A 12740-nucleotide genomic window follows, 5' to 3' on the forward strand; every position below is an offset into this window, starting at 1 on the left:
TGTTATTGGTTTAATTTTTCTTTAAAATTAAATAAAAAAGCATAATCTCCATATGCATCTGCTTCTTGCATAATTCCTATATAATCTTTAGTCTCTATAATCTCTCCTGAGGCTTTTGTTATTATTTGCATGGTTACATTTGAGATTTCTACCTGACCATAATAACCTGTTCCTTTTGCAAATAAATTTAAAGGCATGGTCTCTGTATTAAGTTCTATTTCGACTTTGCTTTCTAAAGAATTCCAAAGGCAGCATTGATCCGCTCCACCTTCATATTTTTTGAAAATGTTTGTGATACAGTGATATCTCGCATCATCATAAATACCACTTGTTTTTACCTTGCCCTTTAATTGATTTTCTAAAGGTTCTTGAAGTTCTTCTACTTCTTGATAATCACACACATCCAAACCTTTTCCATCTTTTATAATCAAAAAAGCACCCTCGTTTAAACCTTTTATGATTTGATTTGTTGAGGCAAAACCATTTTCAAAACCTATTCTTAAATCGCTTAAACAGCCACCATACTGACCGCTCTTTTTTACTCTATCGAAAGTAATAATGACTTTTTTTTCTAAATTGCTAGAAACCTCATCGCCTAATAAATTAATCCATTTTGTAAGGTTTTGTTCGTCCTTTTCAATACAGAGCCAAATTTGCTTTTTAGAACCATCATAACGGATAATTAAATCATTTACATTTGCTTTTGTAAGTGCTGTTGGAGGTTTGGAAGAAAAATTTATTTTTTGATTTAAATTTAAATCTTCTATTATCTCTTTGATCATAGTTTTAAGCTCTTCTTTACTAGGTGCTTTAAAATTTAAATCTTTTAGTTTCTCTTCTAATTCATCTTCTTCAATAAAAGCTTTTTTTGACAACACCTCATCGATGACTTTTTTTATACTTTCTTCACTCGGCGTTATTCCATTTTCAAAAAGATCTTTTAAAATTTCTAAAGCTTCGCTAAAATCCTGATTAATTTTTTCTGTTTTTGTAACTATTTCTTTTAAATCTAAACTCATCTTGTCCCTTTCATTAAGCATTTTATTTTATGGAATAAATTACAAGCATGGTAAAAAACAAAGCATTTAAACTTAGAACATCCAAGTAATAGCATTGCTTCTTTTAAAGCAAGATCAGCAAGTTTGTAATCTTTTCTTGAATTTGCTTTTTCGCATAGGTAATCATGTATCACACAAGCACTAAAATACTCACTTTTAAAAGGTGGGTAAAAACTCCAAAATATACGCGGAATACTTGCTCCATCTGTTTTAAAGCCTTTTGGCACTATGCCATTAAAACTAGGTAAAGAAAAGGTATAATCATTAATCACTTCAAACCTATCTTTGTCATAAGGTTTTACACAAACTCTTTTTAACTCATTTTTCATTGTTAATTTCCTCTATTTTTAGATATTTACTGGCTATTTTTTTAAATTTTTCAATAAAAATATTGTAAAAATCCATTTCTTTGATATCTTCTTTTTTTCTAATGCTTTGTATGCTGATTAAAAAAGCAAAAAATTCTCCAATGGTTAAAAAGCTGAAAGAATAATCGACTAAATAATAAAAAACGCTGATTTGTTTAGCCATAACCGCTAAAATAAAAGGGATAAAAAATACTAAAGTTTTACTTAAAATATCCGTGGTTAAAAAAGCCCTAATATTTTTATTTAAAGCCAATGTTTTAATAATAGCAGCAATACCACTAAATGTAAAAACTATAAGCAAAACTATAACCTGTGCAACCTCGATTTTAAGATAAGCTAAAAATTGATAGACTAAAGCTAAAATAGCACTTCCAAAAATTAAAATAAAATTAGCGTTATTTTCTAAATTATTCATTCTTTATTCTCCCATTGTATTTTTTTCAACTCTTCTAAAGAACTCGCATTTTTAACTTCATTTCTAAGAGAATCATTTTTAAAAATAACCTCTTCAGTATATTTTGCAATACTGGTGCCAAATTCTAAAAATTCACTTGCACTAAAGATAATAATTTGATTATTCTTATCAATCCAATTAATATTTTCTAGAGTTTTTTGATTAAGTTGTGCTAACATAATTTCACTTACTTTGCCACTTATGTTGATTTTGGCATCTGTATCAATTTGAAAAATGGTATTTTTATAAGGCATAAATAAAAGCTTTTCTTCTTTAATAGCTTTTAATTCTTCTAATTTTAGTTCTTTTAATTCTTCTAATGATTTTTCCTTGATCTCATAAGAAATAACATAAAGATTATTTTTTTCATCGTAGTTTTTAATTTGATGAAGTTCTTGTGTTTTTTCATCAAAACTTGGTATTTTTTCCTCTTGAACTCTAGCAAAACCAAGCTCTTTCAAAAGCTTATCATCACAAGCACTTAAAAAATAAGTATCTTGTGTGTCAATTTCCCCCTCTTCACTTTGTAATTTTACATCTTTTAAAAAAATCTCATCGTATTTTAAACTTTTATTTTTTATATCATAAAACATATTCTTCCTTTCTTAGTTCCAATATAAAGTTAGCTTTGCTCTTGGATTTATTCTATCGCCATCGCTTAAATTCCATCCTGTTCCTGCATTTGCACTTCCGCTTTGCCAAGAGCTTAACATTATTTGTAAATTATTGATATTTCCAAAATTGAATTTTTTTTCTACTTTGATTTTTGCATTAGCGGTATAGTGTGTGCTTAAACCATGCAAATCTACGCTAGAACCAAAATTATTCCATGTTATAGCTATGCTATTTTGAGAGGTTTTGTTGGACATATTGCCGGTTGTCCAAACTTCTCCTAACATAACTACTTCTTTATTGTTAATGCTCGATGGCAATACCACTGCTTGCTTATAAATCATATCTATGTTTAACATATAATTATAATTTGCAACTCCACCTCCTATAGATGAAGGTAAATTTACAACTACGCCATTATTACAAAGAAGAGCTGGAGTCATTTTAAGTCCTTACTAATCTTACATTTGTTGAACTTATGCAAAAATAAGCAAAGGTTTCCGTGCCATTAAAGCCACTTTGTGCTATTCTAAATTTAAAAGGCGCATTAAAAACATTTACATTTTGACAATTATTTATAGTGATTGTTCCACTTTTTCCTACTCCACCAAAATTAGCCACCCCTATTTTTGTTCCTGCATTTGCTGTAAGTATAAAATGTTGAGCTTGGCTTAAATCTAAGTTTATACTACTGGTTGTGCCAAGGTTTTTAATCCCACCACCATAATCTACATACCTTTTTCTAGCGAGATGTTTATCATTTATAGGATCAACTTGTGATGTAATAGCTTGAGTAAAAGTTTTATTGCCTTCTATAATTTCATCACCTTCTAAGCTTACTTTTGTTTTAAGGATTTCATTAAGCATTTTTTGACTGACTAAACTTTTATCTTTTTGTATTTGTTCTAACTCATCTTGTTTTGATTTTAAATCTTCTTGAACTTTTGCTATTTCTTGTTCTAATTCTGTCTTTTTTTTATTAAGTTCATCTACATTTTGTGGTGGATTTTCCGACAAAGCTTCTTCGATTTGTTTTTTAATATTTTCTAGTTCTTCTTGTTTGTCACTTAAATTTTGTTCTAAATCCTTAATTTCATTTTTGCTCGTCTCTTCACTCTCATCTTCTTTTTTCAAATCTCCTATAAGTGAAAGTATAAAATCTATATTCTCTTTTTCCTCATTAAACCATATATAAGCATTTATTTCTAGCTTATCTTTTAATATCCAAGCCGTGTTATTTGTAACTCTTGCATAAATGAAATACTCCTCACCCTTTTTCCATATTTCGCCCAATTTGGGTTCTTGTGGTTCTTCGTCACTTTCGTATGTAGGCACATATTCGCTAGGATTTTCTGGAGATGTCCAAGAATTACCGCTTGTAGTTTTAATAAAGACAAAATATTCACCTGTGCTTGTTTTTTTCCAAATATCACCAAGTTGTGCCTCTTGTGGTGCATCTTCTTGATTAAAAGCGGGTTCTAAGTTTTGAGGCAAGGCAGGGTTTATCCAAGCTTCATTTTTTAATACCTCTTCGCAAAGATAAAACTCACCAACTTTTAAATTATTATCATCTGTAGGTTTAAACCATATATCGTTGATTTTTCTTTCTTGTGGTCTTTCTTTTTGAAAAAAAGTGATTTGCGGATTTTTAATAAATTTAAATATTTTAGCTTCACTGGGTTTAAACCAAGTTTCATTTATTTTTGGATCTTTTGGCTCTTCATCTCCTACATAATTAAAAGGATAAACCACTTTTTGATAAAGTTCCTTAAGCATATCAAGCTTTTCACTGCTTAAATTTTCATAGCTTTGTAAAGCTTTATTTACCTTTTCATCAAAGGTGTTTAAATTTTCCAAAATGTGCTCATCTATCCTATCTTTTGAAGCATAAAGCCATTCCCTTATAGCTGCAACATCTTTAACCGCTTGACTTAAAGTTGAATAAAGTTCCACACTTCTTATTTTTGAGCTATCAAGCATTATTGCCTCCTTTTAAAGTTAAATTAATTTCGTTTTGAGAATAAAGTATATTTGTAATATTGTCTAAAGCCTTTGTGCTTATTTTTATATCTCTTCTTTGCTCTTCTAAACTTAAATTTACATCCTCTAAATTTAGATTTTCTTCTTTTCTTAACTTAATAAGACCTCTTTCCATAATAAAACGTTCCAAGCTTAAACTATGAGCTAGACTTTGGGAAATAGCAATATAATCAGCTCCTGCACCATTATCGTTTAATCTTTCTATTATTTCAAAACCTTTATTTTCTATCACTTGCAGACACTCATCGGTAAAATCTTGCAATCCTTTTTTAGCTTTTTCTTCTAAAGTGTTTTGAAAATCTTTTAAAAAATTTTCTACTTTTAAAGTATTTAAATTTGTTTTGCTGTCTATTTGATTGAGTGCTAGATCTGTATAAGAAACCATATTAGAATTTAATTGATTCAAATAAGCGCTTAACATATTTACATCTTTTATAAAATCATTAAGTTCTTTAGAAAAAGGGACAAGCGCTCTAACAAACTTATCTGCATCTTTATCAAAATCTACAGGATCTGATATATCTGGTGCTTTTGGTAATTCTGTAATTGAAATATTTATTTTCATTGCAATCTCGCCTTAATTTTTAGAAATTGTTTATTTTGATCTGTATCTTGTATGCTTAAAATTTCATATTTTTTTTCTCTAAAAACTATAAAATAAGAAAAGTCAAGCTCTAAAAATCTAAGTTCAAATTCGTGTGTAGCAATTTGACTTACTCCATCGTCTAAATTTTTGCTTTCTACGCTTAGATTTTTACAACTTGCATAAACTTCTTTAAAAAGCAATTCTTGAGTAAAATCAAGTTCATTAAATTCATTTTTACTTTGCTCTTTTTTATAAATTTTAATTCGATGCTTAAAGGTATTTGCTTTCATTAAAAAAATGCCACCTTATATCTACTTACTAGTGCGTTTGAAATTTTTGGCATACTTGCACCATCAAATGCCATTAAAACATAATTTTTAAGCCAAAGTTTTATATCTTGTGGTAATTCTTCATAGCCCAATTTTACATCCATCTTTCCACTTCCTACGCAATAAAGAATGTTTGAATTGGTTCTAAATTCTGCATTAAAATTAGCATTAATTAAGGTGTTAAAAGGTGCCAAAATCACTCTTTCATTGTAAAACTCAATCCTGTAAATATTAGGGATTAAAATACGATTTGTTCTTGTTTGAAATTCGCTTATTCCTGCTTTTAGAAATTGTTTTAAATTGTCATCAAAAACATCGCTATCTAATCTCAAAAAAGTTCTGAGTTCTTCTACCTTGATAAGTTCGTTTTCACACTCTTCTAATACCTTAATAATCATTTATTGCCTTTGCCCGAGGCTTTTGTGGAGTTTTTAGTTTCTTTAGCCTCTTTATTTTCTTGGACTTCTTCTTCATTTGTTTGATCTAGTTCTTCATTTTCTAGTTCTTGTTCTTCTTGGACTTCTTCATTTTCTAGTTCTTGTTCTTCTTGGACTTCTTCATTTTCTAGTTCTAGATTTTCTTGTTCTTCTTTATCATCACTTGAAACGAAATCAACAATGCCTTTTTCTTTCAGTCTTAAGGCTTCACTGAGATTTAGTAAAGCCTCGTCGCCTTTTTTATAAAACACGTTACCGCTAAGGCAAGTTAAAAAAATAACTTTTTTCATTTTTTACCCTTTAAGCTGGACAAGAAATTTTACAAACTGCCAAATCATCCATAAGTTTTGCATCAAGTCTTAAACGAACTTTGATACCTATAAGATCATTTTGTGCGTAAAGCTCATTTAATCTTGTAAAACTCATGTTTGAACGATCCCAAATTTCATAAAAACTAAAATCTCCAAAGAAAGCAGGAATTTTGTTAGCTCCAAATCCATCCAAAGCGGAACAATACACTACTTTTTTACCTAATATAGTGTCATATCCTCCAGCACTCAAAGCAGGTAACCATAAAGGACGCCCATCGTTATCGGTAAGCTTATAAACCCCTTTCATAAAATCATCGCTTACAAGCCAACAAGCATTTTTTCTATAAGCACTATCTAGATTAAAAAAAGCATCAATTAAATCATGGCTTGTAATGCCTGAATTAGAAGCAAGTTTGAATTCATTTGTAGCTTTGATTAAGCCAGTTGGTTTTTTGTTTCCATCTCCTCTTATAAAGGCATCTTCTTCAGTCTTAGATATCTTTTCGGCAGCTTTTCTAACTATAAAACTTTCAAGATTTGAAATATTATCACTTAGAAGTTCTTCGCTAATCTTGATAATTCCACCGAGTTTATAAGCTCCTATGCTTAGCTTTGTAAAATTTGCTGATACTTCATTAAAAGTTGCCATTTCATCAATCCAAGAAAAATCACCCATTCCATCAAATACAGGTATTGTTTGATTGCTTGAGCTTTTTTGTATGGTTGCTATTTTTCTAATCACACTTAAATCTGTAAGTTTTTCTCTGATCTTACTTTGTAAAACAGTAGGAACTAAAACCCCGCCTTTTTCTGCGGTAGTCTCATTAAGAACGTCTCTTTGTAAATTTTGATCTATAAGACCATTTCTTAGATAATTCACAAAAGAACGCATATATTCTTCTTCATTTGCTTGTCTTTGTTCTTGTGGATTTTCTGTTAAAGTTGGACTAATGACTTGATTTAAATATTTTTCCCTTTCAGCTTCGGCCTCCAATCTTGAAAGCTCGTTTCTTTTTTCTTCAAAATCCTTAACTAAAGATTCATATTTAGCATTTTCTTCAGCACTAAAGCTTCTTTGCTCATTTTTGGCTAAATTAGATAAAGCCACCATTTGTTCATGAATGTTTCCAATTTCTTGTCTTAATTTTTGCATTTTTATCTCCTTAAAAAATCGATTTTCCTAAAAGTTCTATTTCTCTTTCTCTTGCTTCTGTTAAGGCTTTAATTTTTCTTTTTTCATTATCCTCTTCGAAACGTTTTTTAGCGTTTTTATCCGCACCTTTCCAAACTGCACTAAGCTCAAAAATATCAAATTCAGTTACAACAACTCTTTTAGGTGTGCTTTGTTTATCGATATTGTGTTTTAAAATGCGATATCCAATGGATACATCGCTTAAGATTCCATCTTGATATTTTTTAAAGATTTCTTGACTTTTTTCATCTTTAGCAAATACGCAATCACAAACAAGCTCATCATTTTCTATCCTTATATTTTCAATTCTAGCAATGGCATTATCCACACTAGGATTATGATCTTTAAAAAGAGTTTTTAGTCCTTCAAATTTTGCTCCTTTGACGTCTAATTCTTCTATATAATCTCCTAATTCCCAATCAAAACGCTTACAAGCGTTAGAATTAGAAACCATAACAAAACTTAAAGTGTTATTTTCTTCGCTTATGTTTCTTAATCTTGCAGCATCAGCTCTAATAAAATTCATTCTAAAATCCTTATTTTGTAGATTTTAGAAATTTTAAAAAAAGTTTGAGGCGTTAAAGTGCGTGTTAGAGTTTTTTTTGTATTCTTTTAAATTAATCCTTGTATATTTAGCTTATATTGGACATAATCTTCAACTTCTAAAGGTGCGGAATAATCTTTTAAAATTCCAAAAGTAGTTAGCTTTTTAAATCCTAATTCACTTTCATCACCTATAAATAAAGCTTTAACATTATAGATTTCAGATATTAGCTCATCATAATAATCAAAATCTTTTTTTTGCACAGCTACGACAAATTCTAAATATTTTGCTTTCTTACCTGAAACGACGTTAGTGATACCCCATTCATTTGTTGAAGTTTTTGAGTAGTTTAAATAAGTGCTGCTTGCTGGATAAATTGTAATTCCTGCAAATTCTTTTTTTCCTATAAGCAAACATCCCAAATTCGCACCTTTCTTGTTGGGATAAAATTCGATCGTCAAATCTCCTCGTATTGCATAAGGTAAAAAAACAAAATCATCTTTATTGGTTTTAAAATTGCTAAAAAAGAATTCCCACCAAGTTTTTGATTTTTTATGATACATATTTTTTTCGTAAATAATTTTGCCATTTTCTGCAATAATTTTAATTTTTGCCATATCGATATTTAAAAAAGCCAAAGTGTCATAAACCCCATCTATTTTTAATTGAATACTCCAAGCTTTGTCGCACTTTGTCTGTGTATTTACCTCATCATCAAAAAAAGCATTTTCATTTATAGGAGCAAATTTGACCCATTTATCAAAATAAACATCGGGTTCTTCGTGCGTATCTTCATCACTTGCGCTTACCCAAATAAAGCCTTTAAATTGAACTTTTTCATCGATCTTGTATGTTTTTTCTTTATCCCATAAAGGTGTCTCATCTTTAGTTGCCAAATTTTGCAAAACTTTAAATTCTAAGGGTTTTACTATAGTCATATTTTTCCTTTTAGATATTTTCTGCTATTTCTCTTGTTTGTTTGGTTAAAATGCTTAAGTCCATATTGGATCTTTGAACGCTTTTATTAATATTGTCTGTTTTTGAAATGATTAAATCTAATTTTTCTCTCAAACTTTCAAAACCATTTTCTATAGCTTTTTCAAAGGCATTTCCTATTTTGTCAAAAACTCCGCTTGTATCTATTTTCAAACCTTTTCCATTTTTTAAAGGAATGATTGCTTCTGGATAGCCATTTTCTCCTATTAAAGCATTTGTTGGCTGTGTAACTATACCTCCATCCGCAAAAGCCTTTCTGTAAGGATTGGTTATAGTTTGATTTAAATCTTTGTCTATGCTACTTTGATTATTTTGATATTGTAAAAGTGCATATTGTAGATTTTTTATTGTTGCTTCAGTTAAAGTTGATCCTTCTTTAATGGATTTAATTGTTTCTTGTAAATATTTAGAGATTGGACTATTTTCCCCTAAATACTCTATCATTTTTTTGATTTCTGTTTCACTTTGTTCTATTAATTGTTTTTTATATTCTTTCAACTCTTCTAAAGTCATTGAGCTTGTATCTTTGATGGTTTCTTGTAATTTTTCTTGTAATTTTTTATTCTCTTCTGTGATTTTTTTAATTTCTTCTTGTATAGAATTAAGATCAGCTTCTCCGCCTAAATCTTTCATTTCATTTGCCATTTTTAACATCTCTAGTTGATAAGAGGCATAATCACTAGCAGAACTTTTAATTTCATTAGCCTTTGAAGTTGCGGCATTTTGTAATGCACTAAAGGCTGAAGAACTAAAATTTTTTTCTTTGTAAGCTTTTTGTGCTTCTTTTAAATATTTATCATAATTTTTACTGATGCTTTCACTTGTTCCTATGGTTTGATTTATAAGATTGGTGCTAAAATTTCCTAAAGAACTTAAAATGCTTTGTTGCGAATTTAAAGTTTGTAATAAAGTATTGTTTTCGTTAAGTTTTACCTGTGCGTATTCTTTTGAATTCTCATCTTTTTTTTCATAAGCTGCGATGAGTTTATCCACCTCAGCTAATTTGTTTAAATGTTCACTTGAGAAAATTAAACCTCCTTGTGCATCCATATTTTGTTTAAATTGAGTAATTATTTCTACTAACTGCTTTTTAAGCTCTGTATTTCCTGTGCTTAAAAAATTATTTAATCCATCATATCCCAAAGATAAAAGTTTATCATTTGCACTAAAAATATCACTTAGTATTTCTTTTTCATTATCGCTTAAATCATTTTTTAAACCCTGCATTATAGTTGCATAAGAATTCATTAAATTATTGATTTGAAAAATATTGCTAGATATTCCATTAGCGCTTAAAAAATTTTGGTTAATTTGCATAAGTTCTTGCGTTTTTGAAATAATAGAATCAAGCAAATTTTTAACCTGTTCTTCTGCTTGATTAAAAATTTGAATTAAATTTTGCCAAGTTTCTAAATTTTCAGGGCTAAAATCTTGTCTCAAACTTTCATTAAAAGCTTTATTGAGTTGCTCTACGCTCAATTGTGCTAAATCATTAAAAGAATCTTCTTTTAGATTGAATAATTCAAAACCACCGGTTACATTACGCATGGATGTTTTTAAAGCATACATAGTATCATCTAATGCTATTTTTGCAACTTTTGCCGGATCATTTTTATACATTTGGCTTAAAATGCCAGATTGCATTTGCAAAAAAGTTGCAAATTGATTAGATAATTGTTGTGCATAACTTATATTATTTTTTTTAGCTTCATCTTGTATTGCACTAATTTGAGTATTAATTTTTCCCCAATCTGTAATATTTAAAAAACTTGATAAAAGAGCATTTGGAAACACAGTATCAAATAAAGAATTATCCGCATATTTTCCAGCCGCAATTTCAAATTTATCTAAGTTAGCATTTAATTTTATAAGCGTAGCGTATTGATTCTCAAGAACTTTATTGATTTGCTTGATTTTATCATCTGAAATATTAGAATATTCAGTCCAAGATTTAGAAGAAAACCAACCTTTCTTTTTATAATCCGTATATCCTTGTAAGTTAGAATTTGTAAAAAAATCATTATATTTTATATTTTCCCAAAGTTGCAAACCACTTCCTGTTACTTTGGTTTTTCCAAAAATACCACCAATTACTGATCCTAAAAGACCCCCTACTATAGTTCCAATGCCAGGTAAGATTAAAGAGCCTAACGCTCCACCAATCGCACCGCCTGTTCCTGCATGAGTATCTGCTTTAAAAAGCCAATCACCTAAACTTCCTATACCATAACCTAAAAGCCCACCCATAGCAGCATTAGCAACCAAACCACCCGCATATCCAAGTCCGCCACTTAAACCAAAAGAAAAGGCACCATTAGCACCACTTAAGCCCATCCCTGCTAAGGATGCTCCAGCGCTAAAATTTCCACTAAGTCCGATTAAATTTGCAAGGTAAGCTGATGAATTTGCTAAAAGATTACTTCCAAAAGTTCCGATTGAATTTATATAACTTTGTAAGTTTTCAAATAAAGAATGAAAACCATTTCCTACGCTATCTATTATATTTGAACTTGAACTTTCAATTGTAGTGCTTATATCACTTGACCCTAAAAAGTCGCTAAAACCATCCGCATTTAAAGCATCACTAAAGTTTGCATTTTCACTGCCTCCAAACCAATCCATCACTTTATCATAAGTAGCATTTGCCTTATCTATCCAATCTCCGCTTACAACGCCTTCTAATTTATTTGCATTATCTATAATATTAACCACGTCGTTAAAAGCACTATTTCCTTTTTCTATAGTGCCTGTTTTATCCATAACTACCTCAACACCATTAACCACACCTTGATATTTGCCATCATCATTTAAACTTAAGCCTTGATCTTTTGCAAAATCTACAACAGAGCTTAAAACATTACTCTTTTGCGTTGTGCTAACCGCTCCGCTAAAACTTGGCATAAGCCCACCTAAAACTCCAGCTCCAGCTTTGGATAAAAACCCGCTAAGAGAAGAAATATAAGGGCTTAGAAAATCTTGTAAAATCGTTTTTCCTAAATCCTTAAATAAATCCTTTAAATCTTTAATCTTTCCATTAATAAAATCAAAAAAACTGCTTTCTATGGTTTTTTGCATGTTTGCAATCATTTTTTCATAATATACCCTTGTATCATCCATGGCATTTTTAGCGTCTTTGTTGATTTGTAAATAGCTTTCTTTGTTAGCCTTAATCATTTTGTCAAAATCTTCTTCTTTGATAAGATTTTCGTTTAAAAGCTGAGAATATTTTTCACGCAAATCAATTTCTTTTAAAGCCCAAGCTTCTTGTTTGTTTCCTATGCTTTCATAGTATTCTAGCATTAAGTTTTTTGTTTCGTTAAAATCCTTATTGGATTGATCTAAATCGAGTTTGATTTTTAGGCTTTCTTCTGCTTGTTTGATTTTATTTTTATCTAGTCCTAATTTTTTCCATTCTTTTAATTTTTCATTGATTTCACTTAATTTTTTATCATATTCACTCATTCCAATTTGTGAAATTTCTTTTAAGGCTTCGTTTTGTTCTTTGAGACGTTCTACCCATTTTTGATTGGCTAATTCTTTTTCTTGTTTTAATCTTTGTTCTTCTTGTTTGTTAATATATTCTTCATAATGCGTTCTTTGTGCTACTAAAGCGTTATATTGTTCTAATTTTCTTGCATCTTTATCCCAATTTGCTTTCTCTGTAATTTGCTGGATAGTTTCTCCTATAAGTTCGTATTGCAATCTTAAATTTTTAGCTTGTTCTTCTGCACTTGGTGGGATTTGTAATCCTTTTAAGCTTTCTATCGCTTTTTGAACACTGGCGGGTAAATTTTCTATGCTTTCAAGTTTAAA

At 29.7% G+C, this 12740-nt stretch carries 14 protein-coding genes; all 14 read right to left on the minus strand.

The window, feature by feature from the left end; genetic code table 11:
* Positions 1 to 2: 2 nt before the first annotated feature.
* On the minus strand, positions 3 to 1019 hold the full coding sequence (locus H2277_RS02405) for a hypothetical protein (RefSeq protein WP_337200800.1): 1017 nt from the start codon (positions 1017 to 1019) through the stop codon (positions 3 to 5).
* Positions 1016 to 1387 carry a DUF1353 domain-containing protein gene (locus tag H2277_RS02410; protein ID WP_337200801.1) on the minus strand — a complete coding sequence of 124 codons (372 nt, stop codon included), beginning with the start codon at positions 1385 to 1387 and terminating at the stop codon, positions 1016 to 1018. The genes H2277_RS02405 and H2277_RS02410 overlap by 4 nt, the downstream gene beginning before the upstream one ends.
* Positions 1377 to 1841, minus strand: a complete 465-nt coding sequence (locus tag H2277_RS02415) for a hypothetical protein (protein WP_337200802.1) — start codon at positions 1839 to 1841, stop codon at positions 1377 to 1379. Before H2277_RS02415 ends, H2277_RS02410 begins: the two co-directional genes overlap by 11 nt.
* Entirely contained in the window at positions 1838 to 2473 is a 636-nt protein-coding gene (locus H2277_RS02420) for a hypothetical protein (protein ID WP_337200803.1), read from the minus strand. Before H2277_RS02420 ends, H2277_RS02415 begins: the two co-directional genes overlap by 4 nt.
* Positions 2474 to 2485: 12 nt before the next feature.
* The gene (locus H2277_RS02425; protein WP_337200804.1) at positions 2486 to 2935 is read right to left on the minus strand and encodes a hypothetical protein; all 450 of its coding nucleotides are present in this window, start codon (positions 2933 to 2935) and stop codon (positions 2486 to 2488) included.
* A gap of 1 nt (position 2936) precedes the next feature.
* Positions 2937 to 4472 (minus strand): hypothetical protein, encoded by a 1536-nt coding sequence (locus tag H2277_RS02430; protein ID WP_337200805.1) that lies wholly within the window; start codon positions 4470 to 4472, stop codon positions 2937 to 2939.
* Entirely contained in the window at positions 4465 to 5097 is a 633-nt protein-coding gene (locus H2277_RS02435) for a hypothetical protein (RefSeq protein WP_337200806.1), read from the minus strand. The genes H2277_RS02430 and H2277_RS02435 overlap by 8 nt, the downstream gene beginning before the upstream one ends.
* Positions 5094 to 5408 carry a head-tail adaptor protein gene (locus tag H2277_RS02440; protein WP_137622057.1) on the minus strand — a complete coding sequence of 105 codons (315 nt, stop codon included), beginning with the start codon at positions 5406 to 5408 and terminating at the stop codon, positions 5094 to 5096. Before H2277_RS02440 ends, H2277_RS02435 begins: the two co-directional genes overlap by 4 nt.
* Positions 5408 to 5845 (minus strand): hypothetical protein, encoded by a 438-nt coding sequence (locus H2277_RS02445; RefSeq protein WP_337200807.1) that lies wholly within the window; start codon positions 5843 to 5845, stop codon positions 5408 to 5410. Before H2277_RS02445 ends, H2277_RS02440 begins: the two co-directional genes overlap by 1 nt.
* Positions 5842 to 6174 carry a hypothetical protein gene (locus H2277_RS02450; protein ID WP_337200808.1) on the minus strand — a complete coding sequence of 111 codons (333 nt, stop codon included), beginning with the start codon at positions 6172 to 6174 and terminating at the stop codon, positions 5842 to 5844. Before H2277_RS02450 ends, H2277_RS02445 begins: the two co-directional genes overlap by 4 nt.
* A 10-nt stretch (positions 6175 to 6184) precedes the next feature.
* On the minus strand, positions 6185 to 7348 hold the full coding sequence (locus H2277_RS02455; protein WP_337200809.1) for a phage major capsid protein: 1164 nt from the start codon (positions 7346 to 7348) through the stop codon (positions 6185 to 6187).
* A gap of 10 nt (positions 7349 to 7358) precedes the next feature.
* Complete coding sequence (locus tag H2277_RS02460) at positions 7359 to 7913, minus strand: HK97 family phage prohead protease (protein ID WP_337200810.1); 555 nt, start codon at positions 7911 to 7913, stop codon at positions 7359 to 7361.
* A gap of 86 nt (positions 7914 to 7999) precedes the next feature.
* Positions 8000 to 8869 (minus strand): hypothetical protein, encoded by an 870-nt coding sequence (locus tag H2277_RS02465; RefSeq protein ID WP_337200811.1) that lies wholly within the window; start codon positions 8867 to 8869, stop codon positions 8000 to 8002.
* A gap of 10 nt (positions 8870 to 8879) precedes the next feature.
* Positions 8880 to 12740, minus strand: a 3861-nt coding sequence (locus tag H2277_RS02470) for a hypothetical protein (protein ID WP_337200812.1), incomplete at its 5' end; no start/stop codon positions are given.

This window comes from Campylobacter sp. W0014 (assembly GCF_020135975.1).
Classification (GTDB): domain Bacteria; phylum Campylobacterota; class Campylobacteria; order Campylobacterales; family Campylobacteraceae; genus Campylobacter_D.

Excerpts from the sequence above, each read along its gene's own strand:
- H2277_RS02450 (WP_337200808.1), bottom strand. The coding sequence starts at position 6,174 with ATGAAAAAAGTTATTTTTTTAACTTGCCTTAGCGGTAACGTGTTTTAT.
- H2277_RS02410 (WP_337200801.1), bottom strand. The coding sequence starts at position 1,387 with ATGAAAAATGAGTTAAAAAGAGTTTGTGTAAAACCTTATGACAAAGAT.
- H2277_RS02425 (WP_337200804.1), bottom strand. The coding sequence starts at position 2,935 with ATGACTCCAGCTCTTCTTTGTAATAATGGCGTAGTTGTAAATTTACCT.
- H2277_RS02405 (WP_337200800.1), bottom strand. The coding sequence starts at position 1,019 with ATGAGTTTAGATTTAAAAGAAATAGTTACAAAAACAGAAAAAATTAAT.
- H2277_RS02430 (WP_337200805.1), bottom strand. The coding sequence starts at position 4,472 with ATGCTTGATAGCTCAAAAATAAGAAGTGTGGAACTTTATTCAACTTTA.
- H2277_RS02445 (WP_337200807.1), bottom strand. The coding sequence starts at position 5,845 with ATGATTATTAAGGTATTAGAAGAGTGTGAAAACGAACTTATCAAGGTA.
- H2277_RS02455 (WP_337200809.1), bottom strand. The coding sequence starts at position 7,348 with ATGCAAAAATTAAGACAAGAAATTGGAAACATTCATGAACAAATGGTG.
- H2277_RS02440 (WP_137622057.1), bottom strand. The coding sequence starts at position 5,408 with ATGAAAGCAAATACCTTTAAGCATCGAATTAAAATTTATAAAAAAGAG.
- H2277_RS02460 (WP_337200810.1), bottom strand. The coding sequence starts at position 7,913 with ATGAATTTTATTAGAGCTGATGCTGCAAGATTAAGAAACATAAGCGAA.
- H2277_RS02415 (WP_337200802.1), bottom strand. The coding sequence starts at position 1,841 with ATGAATAATTTAGAAAATAACGCTAATTTTATTTTAATTTTTGGAAGT.
- H2277_RS02435 (WP_337200806.1), bottom strand. The coding sequence starts at position 5,097 with ATGAAAATAAATATTTCAATTACAGAATTACCAAAAGCACCAGATATA.
- H2277_RS02465 (WP_337200811.1), bottom strand. The coding sequence starts at position 8,869 with ATGACTATAGTAAAACCCTTAGAATTTAAAGTTTTGCAAAATTTGGCA.
- H2277_RS02420 (WP_337200803.1), bottom strand. The coding sequence starts at position 2,473 with ATGTTTTATGATATAAAAAATAAAAGTTTAAAATACGATGAGATTTTT.